General features: G+C 37.4%; 21 protein-coding genes and 1 riboswitch. Of the genes, 15 read left to right on the top strand and 6 right to left on the bottom strand.

Features of this window, described 5'->3' with window-relative positions; genetic code table 11:
- Positions 1-163 precede the first annotated feature (163 nt).
- A complete protein-coding gene (locus R4Z09_RS16705) occupies positions 164-943 on the bottom strand; it encodes an undecaprenyl-diphosphate phosphatase (RefSeq protein WP_338453292.1) in 780 nt (259 codons plus the stop codon).
- 240 nt (positions 944-1,183) lie between these two features.
- On the opposite strand from R4Z09_RS16705, the gene R4Z09_RS16700 reads away from it, so the two are divergent.
- The 7 genes from R4Z09_RS16700 to dapF all read left to right on the top strand — a co-directional run bounded on the left by R4Z09_RS16700 (position 1,184) and on the right by dapF (position 8,000).
- Positions 1,184-1,507, top strand: coding sequence for a DUF4870 domain-containing protein (locus R4Z09_RS16700; RefSeq protein WP_338447881.1), 324 nt, complete (start codon positions 1,184-1,186; stop codon positions 1,505-1,507).
- 138 nt (positions 1,508-1,645) lie between these two features.
- Positions 1,646-2,425, top strand: coding sequence for a hypothetical protein (locus tag R4Z09_RS16695; protein WP_338447880.1), 780 nt, complete (start codon positions 1,646-1,648; stop codon positions 2,423-2,425).
- Positions 2,426-2,564: 139 nt separating this feature from the next.
- A riboswitch (FMN riboswitch) is annotated at positions 2,565-2,709 on the top strand.
- A gap of 273 nt (positions 2,710-2,982) precedes the next feature.
- On the top strand, positions 2,983-3,633 hold the full coding sequence (gene ribE, locus R4Z09_RS16690; RefSeq protein WP_338447879.1) for a riboflavin synthase: 651 nt from the start codon (positions 2,983-2,985) through the stop codon (positions 3,631-3,633).
- 51 nt (positions 3,634-3,684) lie between these two features.
- Positions 3,685-4,881, top strand: coding sequence for a bifunctional 3,4-dihydroxy-2-butanone-4-phosphate synthase/GTP cyclohydrolase II (locus R4Z09_RS16685; protein WP_338447878.1), 1,197 nt, complete (start codon positions 3,685-3,687; stop codon positions 4,879-4,881).
- A 105-nt stretch (positions 4,882-4,986) separates the two neighbouring features.
- A complete protein-coding gene (gene ribE, locus R4Z09_RS16680; RefSeq protein ID WP_338447877.1) occupies positions 4,987-5,457 on the top strand; it encodes a 6,7-dimethyl-8-ribityllumazine synthase in 471 nt (156 codons plus the stop codon).
- A gap of 190 nt (positions 5,458-5,647) precedes the next feature.
- Positions 5,648-6,916 (top strand): EAL and HDOD domain-containing protein, encoded by a 1,269-nt coding sequence (locus R4Z09_RS16675; RefSeq protein WP_338447876.1) that lies wholly within the window; start codon positions 5,648-5,650, stop codon positions 6,914-6,916.
- A 100-nt stretch (positions 6,917-7,016) separates the two neighbouring features.
- Positions 7,017-8,000 carry a diaminopimelate epimerase gene (dapF, locus tag R4Z09_RS16670; RefSeq protein WP_338447875.1) on the top strand — a complete coding sequence of 328 codons (984 nt, stop codon included), beginning with the start codon at positions 7,017-7,019 and terminating at the stop codon, positions 7,998-8,000.
- Positions 8,001-8,103: 103 nt separating this feature from the next.
- Here the strand turns inward: dapF and ligD are convergent, their stop codons facing one another.
- A complete protein-coding gene (gene ligD, locus R4Z09_RS16665; protein WP_338447874.1) occupies positions 8,104-9,966 on the bottom strand; it encodes a DNA ligase D in 1,863 nt (620 codons plus the stop codon).
- A 137-nt stretch (positions 9,967-10,103) separates the two neighbouring features.
- Here ligD and R4Z09_RS16660 point away from each other — a divergent pair, with 137 nt between their 5' ends.
- The 7 genes from R4Z09_RS16660 to R4Z09_RS16630 all read left to right on the top strand — a co-directional run bounded on the left by R4Z09_RS16660 (position 10,104) and on the right by R4Z09_RS16630 (position 16,688).
- Positions 10,104-10,943 (top strand): Ku protein, encoded by an 840-nt coding sequence (locus R4Z09_RS16660; RefSeq protein WP_338447873.1) that lies wholly within the window; start codon positions 10,104-10,106, stop codon positions 10,941-10,943.
- Between the two features lie 120 nt (positions 10,944-11,063).
- Entirely contained in the window at positions 11,064-11,723 is a 660-nt protein-coding gene (locus tag R4Z09_RS16655) for a phosphatase PAP2 family protein (protein WP_338447872.1), read from the top strand.
- 64 nt (positions 11,724-11,787) lie between these two features.
- Entirely contained in the window at positions 11,788-13,278 is a 1,491-nt protein-coding gene (glpK, locus tag R4Z09_RS16650; protein WP_338447871.1) for a glycerol kinase GlpK, read from the top strand.
- Positions 13,279-13,935: 657 nt separating this feature from the next.
- Positions 13,936-14,136 (top strand): cold-shock protein, encoded by a 201-nt coding sequence (locus R4Z09_RS16645; RefSeq protein ID WP_338447870.1) that lies wholly within the window; start codon positions 13,936-13,938, stop codon positions 14,134-14,136.
- 303 nt (positions 14,137-14,439) lie between these two features.
- The gene (locus R4Z09_RS16640; protein ID WP_338447869.1) at positions 14,440-15,888 is read left to right on the top strand and encodes a DEAD/DEAH box helicase; all 1,449 of its coding nucleotides are present in this window, start codon (positions 14,440-14,442) and stop codon (positions 15,886-15,888) included.
- Positions 15,889-16,000: 112 nt separating this feature from the next.
- A complete protein-coding gene (locus tag R4Z09_RS16635; RefSeq protein ID WP_338447868.1) occupies positions 16,001-16,201 on the top strand; it encodes a cold-shock protein in 201 nt (66 codons plus the stop codon).
- 76 nt (positions 16,202-16,277) lie between these two features.
- A complete protein-coding gene (locus tag R4Z09_RS16630) occupies positions 16,278-16,688 on the top strand; it encodes a cytosolic protein (RefSeq protein ID WP_338447867.1) in 411 nt (136 codons plus the stop codon).
- 37 nt (positions 16,689-16,725) lie between these two features.
- Here the strand turns inward: R4Z09_RS16630 and R4Z09_RS16625 are convergent, their stop codons facing one another.
- Positions 16,726-17,016 (bottom strand): DUF6509 family protein, encoded by a 291-nt coding sequence (locus tag R4Z09_RS16625; protein WP_338447866.1) that lies wholly within the window; start codon positions 17,014-17,016, stop codon positions 16,726-16,728.
- Positions 17,017-17,179: 163 nt separating this feature from the next.
- Here R4Z09_RS16625 and R4Z09_RS16620 point away from each other — a divergent pair, with 163 nt between their 5' ends.
- Positions 17,180-18,613, top strand: a complete 1,434-nt coding sequence (locus R4Z09_RS16620) for an NAD(P)H-hydrate dehydratase (protein ID WP_338447865.1) — start codon at positions 17,180-17,182, stop codon at positions 18,611-18,613.
- A gap of 72 nt (positions 18,614-18,685) precedes the next feature.
- Here R4Z09_RS16620 and R4Z09_RS16615 read toward each other — a convergent pair whose 3' ends face one another.
- The 3 genes from R4Z09_RS16615 to R4Z09_RS16605 all read right to left on the bottom strand — a co-directional run bounded on the left by R4Z09_RS16615 (position 18,686) and on the right by R4Z09_RS16605 (position 20,761).
- Positions 18,686-19,375 carry an LrgB family protein gene (locus R4Z09_RS16615; RefSeq protein WP_338447864.1) on the bottom strand — a complete coding sequence of 230 codons (690 nt, stop codon included), beginning with the start codon at positions 19,373-19,375 and terminating at the stop codon, positions 18,686-18,688.
- Positions 19,372-19,740, bottom strand: coding sequence for a CidA/LrgA family holin-like protein (locus tag R4Z09_RS16610; protein WP_338447863.1), 369 nt, complete (start codon positions 19,738-19,740; stop codon positions 19,372-19,374). Before R4Z09_RS16610 ends, R4Z09_RS16615 begins: the two co-directional genes overlap by 4 nt.
- A gap of 142 nt (positions 19,741-19,882) precedes the next feature.
- Positions 19,883-20,761, bottom strand: coding sequence for a LysR family transcriptional regulator (locus R4Z09_RS16605; protein ID WP_338447862.1), 879 nt, complete (start codon positions 20,759-20,761; stop codon positions 19,883-19,885).
- Positions 20,762-20,837 lie beyond the last annotated feature (76 nt).

Genomic DNA, 20,837 nt, shown 5'->3' with positions numbered 1-20,837 from the left:
TGATGTTTTTGTAAATAATCGTTAAAAATTATGGACAATTTTTGACAGTAATTCATTCTTTTGCTAGAAAAACGAATTCTCCGTCGAACAGTGTCCCTTTAGGTTTGATCATGACATTCTCCATATTATATGTAACAGGATACAAATTGATTAGATAGGTGGATTAGAAAGTACCGGTAAGTTGCAAAGCCAGTACAATGAAGCCTAAAATCCAGACGTAAACAGCAAACACCTTTAAAGAGTTTTTTTGCAAATATCTAATCATCCAGACGATCGCCGCATAACCGAATAACGCTGATGCCAGTGTGGCCACTAATAAAGAGCTAAAAGATATTGCCTCAACATGTCCTGATGCTAATTCGCCAAATTGAAAAACAATCCCGCCGGCAATTGCCGGGATGGAAAGCAAAAAAGAAAACCAGGCTGCTGTTTCCCTGTCAAGTTTTCTAAATATACCAGCTGCAATGGTTAACCCTGACCTAGAGACGGCAGGAAAAATGGCTGCGGCTTGAAAGGTCCCGATGAATAAAGCATCTTTATAGCTTATTTGTTCCATCTTTTTGCTGCCTTTTTTGATACCGTCTGCCATCCAGAGGATAAACCCGGTAAATAAAAATTCCCAGCCAATCGTTACCCCCGTTTCTGAAATGGTGTCAAATAAATCGTTCAATAATAGACCCACAATGACTGCTGGAATTGTACCAATGACGAGCAGCATGGAAAGATGGCCAAATGGCTTCCTCAGGATTTGAAATAGTTCATGCTGATAAACAACAAGAACAGCTAATAATGTGCCTACATGAAGCATCGTATCTAAGAAAAGTCCTGCTTCATCAAGACCGAAGAGATGTCTCCCTAAGTACAGATGTCCCGTACTGGAAATAGGTAAAAACTCTGTTAACCCTTGAATCACGCCTAATATAAATGCTTCTATTTTCGACATCATGTATCGATCACCCTCTAGTCTCATTTCTTTTCTTGCCCAAAAAAACATAGATATGGTTGTCTACCACAAATATATTCATGATCACTTAAACAAGAACAATTAAGACAATTGAATTGGAAAAAGATGAATCCTTTCTTAAAGGTAAACGTATTATAGTTGGGAAATCTTTTGAAACTTCATATTATGGACTATTTGATTGTTAATCGTAAATATAGTAGTGAAAGGGGAAGATGGAACATGCCATCACAGGAAGAAAGAGTGTTAGCCGCAGTCCTTTATGTCGCTAGTTTTTTTACCATTTTTATTGGACCGCTCATTATTTGGCTGATCAAAAAGGAGGATTCAGCATTTATTGATTACCATGGAAAAGAATATTTTAATTTTTTAATATCTTATACGGTTTACACGGTTGTAAGTATCATTCTCATGATCGTTTTAGTTGGAGTTTTAACGATTTGGCTTGTAGGAGTTTATGTATTTATCTTTACCATCATTGCCGCTGTCAAAGCATATGAAGGTGAAACATACAGGATTCCCCTTGTGTTTCGAATCATTCGTTAAAGTAACAAAAAAACTGCCTAGCTGAGGCAGTTTTTTTGTTGGAACATCATTAATTTTTTCATAATCAGACCAAGTGAAAAATAGAATCGTAATAGCGGATTATGAAATCGGGTTTTAAATAGGACAAGGAGTACAAATATGAATATCCAACAATATTACCAGCAATCAGCTGCAGCTTCTTTAAATGCAAGTCTCGCAGCTCTCATCCCATCAATCCTATTACTCATTTATGCATTCTTCATTTCGCAAACCTATCAGCTTTGTTTATTAGCCATCCCATTCCTTATCTATAGTTTTTTCTGCTATCAAAAGTTTCTTTTAAATCAAAATCGGGCGAAGGCTGTAAAACTTTCGACAACAAGCTTTGAACTATCTCGTACACATCTATTTGAAAGTGATCTGTTAATCACGTTTATGCCCGCACCTTCATTAAGATTGCTATTATTTACACCGAACGGAATGAAAGTAGGAGAAATCAGGGATCAATCGTTCTTTAAGCTAAGATGGTTAATCCCTAATATAATAGAAAAGCATATGATGAAAAAGTATGTTCTTTATGATTATAAAGATGAGCCGATTGTCTATTATCGTGATTTAAAAGATAGAATTAAAATCATTTCTCCAGATAATCAGGAAATAGCAGATATCTTTAAAGGAATAAGTGGAAAAGAGAAAGAGTTTTTCCTTGAAACAAGGAGCCTTTTCATTAAAAATTCCAGCCTGCAAGACTATTCTTTTCATTCATCAGATGGAACTCAACTTGCGCGCATCCAAACAGGCTGGATGCCGCTGGAATGGGCAGAGAGGTTTGTTCATGTGAATACACCAATTCTGTCAATGAATGAGAAATTGTCTGAAAGCGAAAAGATTCAGCTGTTTTCACTTTTGATTAGTCTTTATCAATATGTAGATCATTGAATTGAATCTTCCAAACACCTTTAATGAATAACGGTCGTTTATGCTTTAGACATAAAAGATTAACAATAAATGACGATTTGATGATGATTTAACATTGTCTCACAATCTGAACTATGATACTATAATATTAATTTAATAAGGAATCCTTCGGGGCTGGGTGAAATTCCCAACCGGCGGTGATGAGGTATGACCTCTTAGTCCGTGACCCGGTTTCAGTAATGAAAACGGTGGATTTGGTGAAATTCCAAAGCCGACAGTGAAAGTCTGGATGGGAGAAGGATATGATTCACACACGTTAAAAATGAGTATATACTAACGTTTATTTGGTATTGTCTTTTATTTGGTATTACATGATAAAGCCCTGTACAAACTAATTGTATGGGGCTTTTTATATGTTTACCATCTATAACTTGCCTTTGAAAGTATGTATATGTATTACCACATTTTAAGATTTCCTCATATGTGATTCACTGTCCATCTTCCTGCCAAATCCCCATGGCGAACGGATACCGATAAATATCCCCATTCATATTACAGTAAAAAGGAGGAATGCTGCCTTGTTCACTGGACTGATCGAGGAGTTAGGTACAATTAAAAGAATTAATGCCAAAGGGCATACTCTGACTCTCGTGATTGAAGCACAAAAAATTATGCAGGATCTGCATCTCGGTGACAGTATTGCGGTTAATGGTGTCTGTTTGACTGTTACTAAGTTTTCTCCCATTCAGTTTGAAGCAGATGTGATGCCGGAAACCTTTAAGAATACATCACTTGCCACATTAAAGGAAGGTTCAAAGGTGAATTTGGAACGAGCCATGCTTGCGAACGGGCGGTTTGGCGGACATTTTGTCACCGGTCATATTGATGGTATCGGACGGATTCGTAAACGAACGAATATCGAAAATGCGATCCTAGTTGAGATCGAAATTCCGGAAGACTATGCCAAATTTGTATTGGAAAAGGGTTCCATTGCAATAGATGGTACATCACTGACGATTTTTAGGACCGGGAGTAATTCTATAACCGTTTCTTTGATTCCGCATACGGCCAAAGAAGCCGTACTTGGTTTTAAGTCAGAGGGTGAAATCGTGAATCTTGAGTTTGATGTTATGGCAAAATATTTCTATTCATTTATGAATCATCAACAAAAGCAAGAAAAGCCAAAGGGTTTAACAGCTGATTTTTTAAAAGAGAATGGGTTTTATTAATAGTAGGATCTCGTTGAAATAAGGGGAAAGTTCATTTAAGGAGGATAAAATATGTTTCACACAATTGAAGAAGCATTAGAGGATTTAAAAGCTGGTAAAGTCATTATCGTTGTTGATGATGAAGATCGTGAAAATGAAGGTGATTTCATTGCCCTTGCTGAATTCTCTTCACCCGAAACAATAAACTTTATGGCAAAAGAAGGGAGAGGGTTGATTTGTACGCCTGTCACAGAAGAAATTGCCAGCCGTTTCAACCTTCATCCAATGGTAAAACATAATACTGATGTGAAAGAAACTGCCTTCACCGTGACAATCGATCATAAGGATACAACAACAGGTATCAGCGCTTATGAACGTGCGTTTACAATTGAAAAATTATTAGATCCACATACAAAAGCAGAGGATTTCAACCGGCCTGGTCATATTTTTCCTTTGATTGCCAAAAACGGTGGTGTTTTAAGAAGGGCAGGACATACAGAAGCAGCAGTTGATTTTGCGAGACTTGCCGGAGCAGCTCCTGTAGGGATCATTTGTGAAATTATGAATGATGACGGTACGATGGCGCGTTTGGATAGTCTTAAGCTTGTAGCTGAAAAATTTGATTTGAAGCTTGTTTCGATTGAACAGTTGATTGAATATCGCTTAGCGCACCATGATACAAATGTGAAACAGGAAGTGGAAATCACACTGCCGACTGAATTTGGAGAATTTAAGGCATTCGGCTATACAAGTAGATTAGACAATAAGGAGCATGTTGCACTTGTAAAAGGAGAAATTGATGGTGATAGTCCTGTCCTCCTACGTGTTCATTCAGAATGCTTAACAGGGGATGTGTTTGGTTCAAAACGCTGTGATTGCGGCCCTCAGCTTGCGGCTGCATTAAGTCAAATTGAACAAGAAGGCAAGGGGATTCTCTTATACATGAGGCAGGAAGGCAGAGGAATCGGTCTGATCAATAAATTGAAGGCCTACAAGCTTCAAGAAGAGGGTTACGATACGGTTGAAGCTAATCATAAGCTTGGCTTTGATGCCGATTTACGGGATTATGGAATCGGTGCCCAAATCCTAAGGGGCCTAGGAGTAAAGAAAATGAGATTATTGACGAATAACCCACGTAAAATTGCTGGTTTAAAAGGCTATGGGCTAGAAGTTGTTGAACGTGTTCCACTGCAAATGCCGACTGAAAAGGAAAATGAACGTTATTTAAAAACGAAGAAAGACAAACTGGGCCATTTATTATCTTTTTAATAATTTTTAGAATAATTAATTTACAATTAGGTTGGACAACCTACTTATAGTGAAGCTGAAAATATACCATTTATCATTCTATTGAACATAAAGGAGAGAATCGAAATGAAAAAAGTAATTGAAGGACATTTAATTGGTACTGGACTAAAAGTGGCTATTATTGTAGCAAGATTTAATGAATTTATTAACAGCAAATTATTATCAGGAGCAGAGGATGCCTTAAAGCGACATGGTGTTCAAGAGGAGGATGTAACCATTTTTTGGGTTCCAGGTGCATTTGAAATCCCGTTAACAGCACAGAAATTAGCGGAAAAAGGCGAGTATGATGCGGTCATTACATTGGGATCTGTGATTAGAGGTGCAACACCGCATTTCGATTATGTTTCCAGTGAAGTAGCAAAGGGAGTAGCCCATGCAGGTATGCAAACAGGGGTACCGGTCATTTTTGGTGTCTTAACAACAGATTCAATTGAACAGGCAATTGAACGCGCTGGTACAAAAGCAGGCAATAAAGGCTATGATTCAGCGATGACTGCGATTGAACTGGCAAATTTATACCGTGAAATTGCAAAATAATGGAGCAAGATTAACTTTTATCTATCACGAAATGATCAATAGCATTAAGGAAAGAGATGTTACAATCTGGTGACATCTCTTTTTTTATTTTTCTTAATCATAGTACAATTTTCGACATGATTAGCGCTTTGAATAAGGTAAACTGTTCATAAATGTAATTTACACATATAAGAAGGTCGGAGGGAGTCTTATGGAGGTTTTTGTAGCTAGACAACCTATCTTCAATATTGAGGAAGAAATTGTTGGATATGAGCTATTATACCGAAAAGATCTGACAAATGTCTTCCCCTTTATAGACGGTGATCAAGCCACTTCAGAGGTAATTATCAATAGCTTTTTAAACTTTGGGCTTGAGCGCTTAACAGAAGGGAAAAAGTTTTCTATTCATTTTACAGAAAATTTACTAGAACAAAAATTGCCAACATACTTTAGTCCAAATGAATTGGTCGTAAAATTATCTCAAGAAGTGAATATTAGCAGTAAACTAATCGCTATTTGTCAGGAACTGCAGGAATTAGGTTATTTAATTATCCTCAATGATCATTTTCTTTTACAGGATCACCCGTTTATTGATCAACTTCTGCCGCACATTGCCATGATTAAAGTAGATTTTCGCAAAGAGTATTCTCATCAGCATGAACAAATTGAAGTAATAGCTGCAAAGTACGGGATTGAGTTATTTGCCGAGAAAATAGAAACTGAAGAGGCTTTTCTCGAGGCGAAAAAAAGAGGTTATGTCTATTTTCAAGGTTACTTTTTTTCAGAGCCGATTATTGAATCAACCTATGAAATTCCAACTGTTTTTTCATCACATTATCAAATGATTCAAAATATGTCATTGGAAGAATTAAATATTGATGAATTAGCAGAATTGATAGAAAAGGATTTATCTCTATCAGTTAAGCTCCTAAAACTGATTAATACATCATCCATTGGGTGTGATAAGAAAATTTGTTCCATTCGGGCCGCGATTAGATTACTTGGTGTCGATAATATTAAAAATTGGATCCATGTCTTGTCAACAAGAGGACAAGCAGAGGAACATTCCTTATTATCAGACCGCTGTACGCATTTAACGTTAACAAGAGCAAAGCTTTGTGAAACGATTGCCCGCCAAATCGGGACAGAATTTCCGTCAGGCTATTATATGGCTGGGTTGATTTCGACAATCGTGAAACTAGTCGATTTATCAATGGAAGAAATCCTTGAAGATCTTCCATTAAAAAAAGAAATTCATGATGCCTTAATGGGAAAAGAAAACAAATATAAGATGGTATTAGATTTAGTTGAAGCGGTAGAGCAGGCAAATTGGAAAGAAATTAATCATTACTGTAAACGATTAAATATGACGGAGCGCGATCTATTTCGAATTTATGCCGAATCTTTAAATTGGACAACCGAAATGATCCGTGAAGAAAGAATTGCTACTACGGGTCAGGATCCACTTATCCTAAATTAATTATTTTTATCACAAACTGATCAATTAGTTATGCTATCTCCTTATCCGAAAAATATGGTACAGTAAAACAAAACAGAATTTTTAGCGGAGGTAGTATAAAGTGAATATTGAGTTAATTAAATGCCACGGGTCTGGGAATGACTTTTTATTAATCGATGAGATGGAAGGAAAGCTTTCGTTTACGGATGATGAACGTGCACAATTGGCAATTACTCTTTGTAATCGGAAGACAGAATTAGGTGCAGATGGGATTCTATTTGTTTTAAACAGCGACAAGTCTGACGCAAGAATGCGTGTCTTTAATTCAGACGGCTCAGAAGCTTCTATGTGTGGTAATGGTCTGCGCTGCGTTGCACGCTATGTTTGTGAAAAATTGAATAAAGAAGAAGCCGTTATTGAAACAATGAAGGCTCATTTAAAGGTAAAAAAACAAGAAGACCTGTTCCCGGACATTCCAACGTATATGGTAGAGATATCACCGGTTTCTTTTCAATTGAAGGATTTGCCACTGGAACTTGATCAAGAAAAATTAGTGAATGAAAAGATTGAACGTTTATCTGACCATTTGACATTTACAGCCCTTGCCGTACCAAACCCACATCTTGTAACAATTGTTAAAACAGAAGATATTCACTCTGATATCCAAAAGAATTTAAGTGAATATGTAAATGGTCCAAATCCTTTGTTTCCGGATGGTGTAAATGTAAGCTTCGTTAAATCGCTGGAAAAAGGGGCCATATATGTACGTACGTTTGAAAGAGGAGTCGGGTTTACGAATGCATGCGGAACGGCAATGTCAGCATCAAGTCTTGTTACGTGTTTAATTGGTTTAAATGAAAAAGAAGAGGTAATCGAAGTGTATAATCCTGGTGGAAAGGTTCGTTGTGTTGTTCATGAAGCGGATTCAGGATATTGGATTGAATTAATCGGCAATGCCACATATGTATATCGAGCGGAAGTTCAATTAGATGAGAAAAACAAAAATCAATTTGAAGTGATGAAGAAAGAACATTTTGATGCAGAAGCAGTTCAGTATGCCAAGCTGGAAGAAGCTGCTCAAGGGTTTATTCGTCAATATATTTGATGGTCAAGCAATATTGTCTGGAAAAGGGATAGGTCGCTGTCTGACCTATCCCTTTGTGAATAATGTGGAATACTATTATGCTGCTATATAATAGGGAACCGCGTTATCTTGATTTAAGAAACTGTAAAACAGGATCGAAGTTTTGTTTCTGCTTCGCATCAAAAAATCCAGCAAATGGATCTCCCTCTTTTTTTATCCGTTCGAGAATGGAGGGAATTTGAAAAGTTTCCATCGTTAAGCCTTCCTTCACTTCCTCCCAATAAAGCGGCGTGGCAACGGTTGCTTTTGGATTCCCTCTCGGTGAATAAGGGGCAATAATTGTTTTCCCCTCCGCATGCTGGACATAATCAACATAAAGACGACCGCCGCGATTCTTTTTCATTCGTTCAATCGTAAATGAATCAGGGGCTTTTGCAATTAAATATTCCGCCATAAATGATGTAAAGATTCTCGTTTCGTCGAAAGTATAACGATGTTCAGGGAGCGGGATATAGATTTGAATGCCTTTATTTCCGCTCGTTTTGACAAAGCTGATTAAATGTAAGCTATCTAGAACTTCTTTGATCATAATAGCTGCTTTAATGGCTAATGAAAAAGCATCCTTTGATGGCGGATCAAGATCAAAGACGATTTCACTTGGACTTCCATTCCCGTCAATCGTTTGAAAGGGGATATGAAATTCAAATGCAAGCTGGTTTCCAAGCCAAACAAAAGTTTCCAAGTTATTACAAACAATATAATTGATTCCTTCAGATTCTACCGTTTGTATGAATGACGGAGCATAGTCCGGGCAATTTTTTTGATAAAATGGCTCGCCAAACATACCGTGCGGATAGCGTATGACGGTTAGCAAACGGTTATGTAAAAAAGGAGAAATACATGGATAAATATCATGCAAATAATCAATATATTGCTCCTTGATAATGGCTGGTTTTTTCCATAATGGTTTGTCTGGATGGCTGATATCCAGTTCTTCTCGTAAGGCATGTGTTTGAATCGCTTGTTTAACAGCTGTTTTTTCGATTGTCGGTAGTACACACTCTTTTACAGATGTATGTGTAAAAGCCTGAATACTCGGCTGCCTGAGTGTTCTTCCTTCAGGCCATTCAATATATTGAACTTTTACGGTGATTTCCGGTCGAACCCAAGTCACATCTTTCATACGTTCCGGTTCATTAATAAATGGCTTTTCTTTTAATAGCAAAGATTCTATTTTGTCAGTAAGCTCTTTCCATTCATTCCTGGTCATTTTCCCTGTACCGCAATGACCAATATACCACAAATTTCCTTCTTGATCATATAAACCCAGTAAAACTGCGTTCACAATTCCAGAACGATAAGTAACACCTCCAATAACGGCAATGACATCCTGATAATTTTTTATCTTTTGCCAAGCTCCATCCTTTCCATTCATTGTATAAGGACTATTGAGGTCTTTACATACAATTCCCTCTAAATGATGCTCTTTTGCCACCTTCCATAATGCTTGATTGTCATGCTGTGAGGGCACAATTTGAATACGGGAATTAGGGATGATGCACTCTTGCAGGATGCTCATTCGATCTTTTAACGGCTGATTATGGATCCAATTTCCATTATAATAAATAATGTCAAAAATCATGTAAAAAATAGGTACTTCATTTTTCACGAGTTTCACGCGGTCCATTTTTCTCAATCCATCCCGTCTCATGACTTGATGAAAGGAAGGATTTCCATTTTCATCAAGGGCGATGACTTCCCCGTCTAAGATGACCGATTTTCCCTTGAAAAATTCTTGAATATCCGTAATTTCCGGATAATGCAAGGTCCTTTCGTGAAGCTTTCGATTAAATAATTGAACATCTTTGCCATCATAATAAGTCAGGATCCGGGTACCATCCCATTTAATCTGCGATATCCACTCTTGTCCAATTGGAATCTTTTCTGAAGAAATCGGTTCAAAAGGAATAATCGGTTTCAATTCCATATAGCTGACTCCTTTTTCTTTAGTTTTCCTTGATTCGTAAAAAATATTTCATGGATGCGCTGCATGAAATTACATCGGATGTGTCCGTCCATTTAACATAAATTAAGAAAAATAAAAAGAGAAATGGAGAAGGGCATATGCACACAATTTGGAAGGGAAGTATCAGCTTTGGGCTAGTTAATATACCAATTAAGCTTCATTCAGCAACAGAGGATAGAGATGTGAAATTAAGAACACTTCATAAGGATTGTCATTCGCCAATTAAATATGAAAAAGTATGTCCTGTTTGTAATGTGGAGGTAAAACCAGAGCAAATTGTGAAGGCGTATGAATACACAAAAGGAAAATTTGTTGTTTTAGACGATGAAGAGCTCGAAAAATTAAAGAAGGATAATGAGGATAAAGCAGTTGAAATTATTGATTTTGTGAAAATGGAGGAAATCGATCCAATTTACTATGACCGCAGCTACTATATGTCACCAGGTGAAAATGGAGGAAAAGCCTATTCATTACTTCGCAAGGCCTTAGCTGAAGCAGGAAAGGTTGGGATTGCCAAAATAATGATCAGGTCAAAAGAACAAATGGCAGTCATCCGAGTTCTCGAAAATACACTCGTGATGGAAACGATCCATTTCCCTGATGAGGTTCGCTCAAGTCAGGATGTTCCCAATGTACCTGAAGAAGATAAAGTAACAAAGAAGGAACTTGACACTGCTATTTTACTAATTGATCAATTAACAACAGAATTTGATGCCTCAAAATATACCGATGAATATCGGACTGCATTACTTGACTTAATTGAATCAAAACGCAGCGGTCAAGAAGTTGTTACATCTGCTGAAAAGGAAGTGAAAGCAAATGTGACGGATCTAATGGCAGCACTGCAAGCGTCCATCGATCAAACGAAACCTGCAAATAAGGAACCGGTAAAGAAAAAACGTGCAGCAGCAAAACCAAAATTAAAAAAGGAAGCATAAACCATTTCTTATATGCGTTAAAAAGCTGATTTTACTGTAAAATTTGGGTAAAATCAGCTTTGTGGTTTTTAACAAAGAATGGAGTTAATACGTTTAATTTCATAAAAAGGGAATGAAAACATGGAAACCTATCTTCGATCAGGCAAAAAATTTCAATATATAGGATTAGCGGCTATTATACTATTCCTTTTTATCTATGGTTTTATTTGGATTTCCCAGCAATTAAGTGAAATCGATATAAAGAGGTTTGATCGAGTGGTAATTACCTTAGCCCAATCAGCGATTACGCCGCAAAAAACAGAATGGATGTTAGGAATTACCTTTTTAGGTTCGGTCGGTTGGCTTACTTTTATCGTATGCGCGCTTGTTATCGTTCTATTATTAAAGAAAAAGCTAGCCTTGGCTCTTTTCTATGTTTGTTCCAGCGGTATTGGTGCATTATTTAATATGTTATTAAAGTGGCTGTTTAAAAGGGAAAGACCGGATATTTTGCCCATTATCAGTGAAGAAGGCTACAGTTTTCCGAGCGGCCATTCAATGGGTTCCTTTATTTTCTTTGGTTCACTTGCATATTTAATTATTCATCTTGTTCATAGAAAAAGTTTGCAATGGGCTGCGGTTATCATAAACAGTATTATCATTTTATTGATCGGTTTCTCGAGAATTTATTTAGGCGTTCATTATCCAAGTGATATAGTCGGTGGCTTTTTAGCGGGCGGAGCCTGGCTTCTCATCTGTATTATTCTTTTTCGTTATTATGAGTACCGCAAAGACTTATAGTATATTCGGCACATCAAGGATGATAAACTAAAGGGAGGTATTCATTTATCTGAGGGGGAAATCGATGGAAACGTATATTTTATCATTAGATCAAGGTACAACGAGTTCTCGGGCCATTCTGTTTAATCAAAAAGGTGAAGTGGTTCATATTGCGCAAAAAGAATTTACGCAATATTTTCCACATCCCGGCTGGGTAGAGCATAATGCAAACGAAATTTGGGGATCGGTATTGGCTGTGATTGCCAGCTGTTTAACCGAATCAGGTGTTAAGCCAGAGCAAATTGCCGCTATTGGAATTACGAACCAGCGCGAAACAACCATTGTGTGGGATCGAACAACAGGCCAGCCGATTTATCATGCACTTGTTTGGCAATCACGACAAACAAGTGATATTTGTGATGTGTTAAAGGAAAAAGGATACAATTCCTTATTTCGCCAAAAGACCGGCCTGTTGCTTGATCCTTATTTTTCTGGGACAAAAGTAAAATGGATTCTTGACCATGTAGAAGGGGCACGTGAAAAAGCAGAGCGTGGCGAACTGTTATTTGGGACGATTGATACATGGTTAATTTGGAATCTGTCAGGCGGAAAAGCGCACGTCACGGATTATTCAAATGCCTCCCGAACATTGATGTTTAATATTTATGAGCTAAAGTGGGATGATGAGCTTTTAGATATTCTAAGCGTAAAGAAATCAATGCTTCCTGAAGTAAAAGGTTCTTCCGAAATATATGCCTATACAGCTGAGGAACATTTCTTCGGAAAAAAAATTCCGATTGCAGGTGTGGCAGGAGACCAGCAAGCTGCACTTTTTGGTCAGGCATGCTTTGAAAAAGGAATGGCAAAAAATACGTATGGAACTGGCTGCTTTATGCTCATGAATACAGGTAATCAAGCGGTTGACTCAAAACATGGATTACTAACGACTATTGCATGGGGGACCAATGGGAAAGTTGAATATGCGCTTGAAGGAAGTATTTTTGTGGCTGGCTCTGCCATTCAATGGCTGCGTGATGGGTTAAGGATGATCAAAAACTCTGCTGACAGTGAGGATTATGCCAAAAAGGTAGCATCAACTGATGGAGTCTATGTCGTGCCTGCATTTGTTGGATTAGGGACCCCTTATTGGGATAAGGACGTAAAGGGTGCGGTGTTCGGTTTAACTAGAGGAACAACAAAAGAACATTTTATTAGAGCGACATTAGAATCACTTGCCTATCAATCAAAAGATGTATTAGGGGCAATGGAGGCTGATTCTGGAATCAAACTGAGCACGTTAAGGGTAGACGGCGGCGCCGTAAAAAATAATTTTCTGATGGAATTTCAAAGTGACCTCTTGAATGTACCAGTTCAAAGACCGCAAATAAATGAAACAACTGCTTTGGGTGCCGCTTACTTAGCCGGACTTGCAGTCGGTTATTGGAGCAGCCAGGATGAAATTGCAAAACAATGGGCAATTGAGCATACTTTTTTACCGAAAATGAATGATGATATTCGTATTACTTTATATAGTGGGTGGAAGAAAGCGGTAAATGCTGCAATGGCTTTTAAATAGAATGATAGGAAGAATCTGTGCTACTAAAGCGCAGATTCTTCCATAATCACTGGAAATGAATTGACAAATGTCGATAAAACCTTTATCCTAATTAAGGACATATTTTCGTCTTTAACGAAACAAGATGTTTTGGCGTGACTCTATTGTGTAGTCACAAGTAAGTATGATCACCTTCCAATTTTACTTCCTTACACTAACAAATGTCATTTTTCATCGTCTATCAAACACTTCAATTCGTAAAAAACTCATTCCAACGTTTTTTTTCAAATGTAGAGCATAACCTGATTCTAATTGGCGCGGTCTTGGAGCCGTAAAGATGGAAGAGAGGCAGGGCTTCTGTTGTTTTAGGTTTATTAAAATGATTTAGAAAATAACATGATAAATATGTCTAACCAGGATGATCAAATGAAATTTGGTCATCCTTTTCAATACTTATGTTGTTCGAACTGAATTTGCCTGTTGACAAGAAAACTAAAAACGATTATAGTAAGGTTACGCTATTAAGTTCGGATATATATTTTTGGATAAGTTGTCGTAGCTGCGAAATCTGTAGTCGATGTTTATTCCTACAGATAGATATAGGCTGCGATTTTTTTTATGGTTAAATATTATATGTAAAACTTAGAGTGAATTTTTTATTTTTTCGGAGGTAACACAATGAACACAGGTAAAGTAAAATGGTTTAATGCAGAAAAAGGTTTTGGATTCATCGAATCTTCAGAAGGTCAAGATGTATTCGTACACTTCTCCGCTATCCAAACTGATGGCTTCAAAACTTTAGAAGAAGGCCAAAGCGTTTCTTTTGAAATCGTTGAAGGTAACCGTGGACCACAAGCTGCTAACGTAACAAAAGCATAATAAATGCTTTTAAGGTGATGCATGTATATATGCATCACCTTTTTCATGTGGTCTAATTAGATGCTTATTCATTGCAGAAGAATCCAAAATGGACGATTTTTACGATCGATGGTGAGCTATTCACCTATATTAACCTACGTTCGGACAAGATTTTTCAGGTGAATGAGCAATATCCAAAGTTCCTAAAAGTATGGTACTACATTTTCTTTATAATCATGAAAAAAAGATAGGGTAAATGGAAACCATAGTATCGAACAATTGAAATAAAAGCTATTAAAGATATTCAAAGGAGGAAACAAAATTTTGACAACTTTTTCAGATTTCGGCTTAAGCAAAGAGCTTGAAAAGGCCGTTTATAATATGGGATTTGAAGAGCCATCACCGATACAGGCACAAGCGATCCCGATTGCATTACAAGGTAAAGATATGATTGGCCAGGCACAAACAGGTACAGGTAAAACAACCGCTTTTGGTGTACCACTTTTAGAAAAAATAAGCGTAGATGAAGGAATTCAAGGACTTGTTGTATGTCCTACGCGTGAACTGGCTGTTCAAGTGGCGGAAGAACTAAACCGAATCGGTCAGGTTAAGGGAGTACGCACACTTCCTATCTATGGCGGGCAGGATATTGGCCGTCAAATCCGGGCCTTGAAAAATAGACCGCAAGTGATTGCTGCTACACCAGGCCGCTTAATTGATCATATTGAAAGAAAAACGATCAGACTTGATCATATTAAAATGGTTGTACTAGACGAAGCGGATGAAATGTTGAATATGGGCTTTGTTGAGGATATTGAAAAAATACTGGCAAAGGTACCGGAAGAAAGACAAACATTATTGTTTTCTGCGACAATGCCAAGACGGATTCAATCATTAGCAGAAAAATTCATGGTCGAACCAGAGCTGGTTAAAATTAAAGCAAAGGAAATGACTGTAACAAATATTGAACAGCATTATATCGAAGTCCAAGAAAAGCAAAAGTTTGATGTTTTATGTGGTTTGCTTGATATTCAATCGCCTGATCTTGCAATCGTTTTTGGAAGAACAAAAAAGCGGGTTGACGAGGTAGTAGAAGGGCTAATTAAAAGAGGCTATTCTGCGGAAGGAATTCACGGTGATATTCCGCAAGCAAAACGAGACCAAGTTATTCGACGATTTAAAGATCAATCGATTGACATAATGGTTGCAACTGATGTTGCCGCTCGTGGTCTTGATATTAGCGGTGTTTCTCATGTATACAACTTTGATATTCCGCAGGACCCAGAAAGCTATGTACACCGAATCGGCCGAACAGGGCGTGCTGGTAACAAAGGAAAAGCGGTCACATTTGTAACTCCAAGGGAAACCGATCATTTAAGAATTATTGAAAACATGACAAAAAAGAAAATGATGAAAATGCCAATTCCTACAACGCACGATGTTTTGGCAGGTAATCAAAAGGTAGCCATCAATCAATTGTTGGAAACAATTGAAAACAATGACTATCAAGAATATAAGCGATTAGCAGAGAATTTACTTGAGGATAAAGACTCTGTGACCCTATTGGCTGCAGCTCTGAAATTAATTACGAAAGAGCCTGATGCAACACCGGTTAAATTAACGGCTGTTGAGCCCTTAAGATCAAGAAAGCCAAAAGCTGACTTTGGCAAGCGTCGTGGTAATGATAGAAATAGCCGTAATGACAAGGGCAGATCACGTGATCGGGATCGCAGGAGAGGCAGAAATCGTCCTTCCAATGAAAAAAATCGTTAAAAAAATAAATTTTATTAAAAAAGCATTATAAAATTCATTAAAATAACCCATATTAATAACGACAGAATTCTATTCTGATTTTTTTAGTTTTTTGATTTAGGAGGAAATGTAAATGGCAACAGGTAAAGTAAAATGGTTTAATGCTGAGAAAGGTTTCGGATTTATCGAAGTCGAAGGTGGAGATGACGTATTCGTTCACTACTCAGCCATCCAAAGTGAAGGATTCAAGAGTCTTGATGAAGGTCAAGAAGTTAGTTTTGATATAGAAGAAGGTCAACGCGGCCCTCAAGCTGTAAATGTAACTAAACTTTAATTGATCCTAAAGCCCGCTTTATTATAAAGTCGGGCTTTATTTATGAGTTTTTAGTGAAGATTTGGAGGTACATAATATGAAAACATTTAAAGTCCAGTTTCATCAAGAAGATCAAATTGAAACGATGACAGTCCAAAAGTTAAGTGAGGATGATTTTAACAATCGAACTGAAGGTGGTACAAGGCACCTATTTGAACTAGATACAAATGTCGGCTTTTTCATTTTCTTTGATGCTGTTGACAAGGATGGGTCTGAGTCCTACATGGTCCTTCAATATGAAGATGAAAGTGAAGATCCAAGTGCCTGCTATGGCTTTGATTTGAGAGACTTTTATCAATTTACTGCGTTATATTTAAATGATTTAGAATTTCAAGATGAAAGGGTAGAGGGAGAGGATGAAGGTGAAGATACATATACGCCGATCCACCATCTAGCCCATCTCATGTATCATATTGTTGAAGAAGGTAAAAATATCGAGGCAGAATAACAAAAAAGGAATCCGATTCACTGGATTCCTTTTTTTGTTATTCTGCCTCATGGTAATGACTCAGGCAAAAATCATAAACTATTTTCTCTTCGTCATCTTCAAGGGCAAAATCCAAATACTTGTTATCAATGCTATCATAGAAGTGATAATTTAATATTTTCGCTTGCTCACCGTCAACAAATAAAAGCACTTTTATTTGTAAACCATGTTCATTGTACAGCTCATCATCCTCAGAAACTTCAACCGTAAGGAAAAATTCATAACGATCACCCGTTAAAATACCTGTGGGATCTTTTATTTGTTCTACTGTATATTCAGTTATATTCACTATGTAATGCATCCTTTCGCAATAAACTCTTTCAATAAGATTTAGTTAACTTTTTTAACCCTTCTCATTATACACCAACTATCTTTCCATGAAACTGATTTTCTCATACAGGCAGCAAAAGTATTATAATGGGATTAGAAGAAGAAGGAAAGTGGGGGTAAAAATGCATCTTTACACGAGTCAACAAATAAAAGCAATCGACAAACGAGCAGAACAAATGGGAATGTCGCTTTTTGCATTGATGGAGAATGCAGGTAACGGCATCTATCGCAAATTGATGCCTTTATTAAACAAATCGGAAAAAGTGTTGATTCTGGCCGGGAAAGGAAATAACGGAGGGGATGGGATTGTACTTACTCGTTATTTAAAAAATAACGGCAATCACGTTAAGCTAGTTTTTCCAACCGGAGAACCAAAAACACCAACGGCCCTTGAGCATCTTGCTTTTTATCAAGCATGCGGGTATGAAGTCAGTGAATTTTCATTTGATCTAAAGGCCGATTGGGTGATTGATGCTTTATTAGGAGTTGGAAGTCAATTGCCATTACGAGAGAATTTGGCGCAAATAACTGCTTGGATTAACCAATCGGGTGCCAAAGTGGCTGCGATTGATCTGCCAACGGGTGTTTCTTCTGATGAGGGGGATATCGATGAGTATGCTGTACAAGCTGATTATACATACGCGCTGCACGGCTTTAAGCCATCTGCCTTCCTATTTCCTTCCAGTCAAAATTATGGTGAAGTTTCAGTCATTGACATTGGTATTCGGCAAGATAGCGGGTGGAGAGTGTGGAGGGATGAAGATGTTAGGAAAACGTTGCCAAAGCCTACAGGTAATACACATAAAGGCACCTTTGGAACAAATCTATTGATTGCGGGCAGTGATGAAATGCCTGGGAGTGCAGCATTAGCAGCCATTGGGGCATTAAGATTTGGGACTGGGAAGCTAACAATTGCGACAACTAAACATGCATCAACGATAATTGGACCGCTTGCACCTGAAGCAACATTTTCCTTTGATGTTAAATCCGCTGGTATTGCTGATCAATACTTGTCGGTTGCTATTGGGCCTGGTCTTAATCCGGATGATGAGCTTGAAACCTTTATTAAAGACTTATTAGATCAGCCTGTTGCCATCATTCTTGATGCTGGAGCCTTAAGCCAGCGAAAATATAATGATAGACAAGCCCCGGTCATTATTACACCGCATCCGGGGGAATTCAGCCGATTAACTGGGAAACGATCAGTGGAAATCCAAAAAAATCGCATTTCTTTCGCCTCACAATATGCTGTCGAAAACGGATTAATGGTTGTTTTAAAAGGAAAATATACGGTTATCGCCTATCCAGATGGAACGGGAGTTATCAATTTGACGGGAAACCGAGCTTTATCAAAAGGTGGTACTGGTGATACACTGACAGGAATGCTGTTGGCAAGTATCGGAACACATCAGAGTATAAAAGCGGCTGTTGCTAATGCAGTATTTATTCATGGGGCTTGTGCCAATGATTGGGTAAAAGAGAATGGAGATCAAGCATTATCTGCCCATGATTTTGACCGGCTGCTTCCGAAGATTTGCCGACACTATTCATCGTAAAAGCAATAACTTGAAATAGGATAATAAAAAAAACATGATGCTTTGAAAAAAGAAAGTCATTTTTTCAAAGCATCATGGCATAATTGTCATTAATGTAGGGATAAGGGAATTAACCCAGAATAAAGATATCCAAGCAGCAAAAATCATTGCAATCATTGAAAAGGTTGCTTCTTTTTCACCGTATTCCATCGCTGCACTTGTACCGGAACCATGTGCACCCATACCAAGCGCCAGGCCCCTCGCAATTGGAGATTGAATGGAAAACCATTTAATAATATATGGGCCAATGATACCTCCTATAATGCCGGTTACAATCACAAAAATAGTTGTTAAGGAAGGAAGCCCGCCGATGTCTTTTGAGATTTCAATTGCAACAGGCGTAGTAATCGACCGCGGTAAAAGGCTTAATAATAAATCCGGGTGCAAATGACCAAGAAATGCTAAAGCAAAGGATGAAATAATCGCAATAAAGGTGCCGGATGTAATACTGACAAGAATATTTCCAAAATATTTTTTTAACAACGGCAAGTGCTTATAGATAGGAATTGCAAAGGCAACCGTTGCAGGTCCCAACATATGGGTGATGTATTTTGCATCTGATATATAAGTGTTCACAGGAATTTCAACAAGAGAAATAATTCCAATTAAAACTAATGTGCTAACTACTAATGGATTTAAAAGAGGGAATGACCATTTTTTATATGTCTTTTTCGCCAGCATATAGATAAAAAACGTAATAGCTGTACAAATAATTATCTTCATTCATGTTCCCTCACATTCAAATTATTTACTTTCTCAGCGATAAAAGCAGTAGAGCTGATGACGATAAAGGTACTTAATCCTACTAATAAAATCGATTCAATTCCCTGCCAGCTAAATAGTTCATCATAATTCACAATACCAACCGCAGAAGGAATAAAAAATAATAAAAGCTCAGCTAACAACCAGTTGCCACCTTGTTCGATCCATTCTAATTTAACGATTTTAAGCAGTAGGGCTGCTAAGAGAAGTAACAAACCTACCATCGAAGCGGGAATAGGGACGGGGAATACCGCTTTTATCATTGATCCAAGAAACAGAAATACATGGATAAACAAGATTTGTACAATGATTGTCATGATTTTCATTTTCTTCACTCCTTCATCATTCCGTTTGGTTACTTTTACTATAATTGGTATTGGACATATCGTAAAATACCATTATTTCATGATTGGTATAACCAAAAGTTATGAAAGGGCTTTTTATTATAAGAAAAGGTTTTCATGAATTCTAATTTTCTTGTTTTACAATAAAGGCAATAAACTTTCGAGCGGCATTTGAAATGTATTTATCTTTCTTGGTCACGACAGCAAGATTCCATGGAGTGGCTGGAATCAAATCGAGAATTTTGATTTGTTCATTTTCAACTCGGTTACAAATGGATTCTGGCAAAATAGTAACGCCTAAATTAGCTGCTACAATTTCTGACATAAAATCCCACTGCGAGCTTTTAAATAGAATATTCGGTTCGAAGCCTTCACTAATACATTGCTTCCAGATAATATCATGAAGAGCGAAGTCCTCACTGAAAAAAATAAATTCTTCATGTTCAAGCTCCTTTAAATGAACAGACTCTCGAGTAGCAAGTGGATGATCCTTTTGGACAAGCAGCTTCATCTCTTCGCTTACAATAGGAAGGACATCAAGGTCATCTTCGTGCACCGGCAATACAGCAATCCCAAGTTCAATTTCACCATCAAGCACTTTTTTCGTCAGCCGTGGCGCCGCATATTCCGTAATATTGATCTTTATATTAGGAAAAGCTTTATGAAATTGGGCTAAAACTTTTGGGAAAAATAAGCTGCCTGCAATAGGAGGAATCCCGATTTGGATCATTCCCCGCTGCAAGTTTGACATATCCTCGAGTGTCATCGACATTTCATCAAGAAGGGCAAGCAGCTTTTTTGCATATTCCATCACAATTAAGCCGGAATCCGTTACTTCACTTGATTTATTACTACGGATAATTAAAGTCATGCCAAGCTCTTCTTCAAGACTTTTAACCATTTTACTTAATGCAGGCTGTGAAACATGAAGAATTTCAGCTGCTTTTGTCATGTTTTTCTGTTTGGCTACTTCAAGAAAATATAATAATTGACGAATTTCCATTTATAAAACCACCATTCTATTTCACAATGTTAATTTAATGATACTATTATTATGGGGAAAATGCCGCCAACGAACA

This window comes from Niallia oryzisoli (genome assembly GCF_036670025.1).
Classification (GTDB): domain Bacteria; phylum Bacillota; class Bacilli; order Bacillales; family Cytobacillaceae; genus Bacillus_BD; species Bacillus_BD oryzisoli.
Note: the sequence above shows the minus strand (reverse complement) of the source record. Positions and strands in the feature narration are given on the sequence as shown.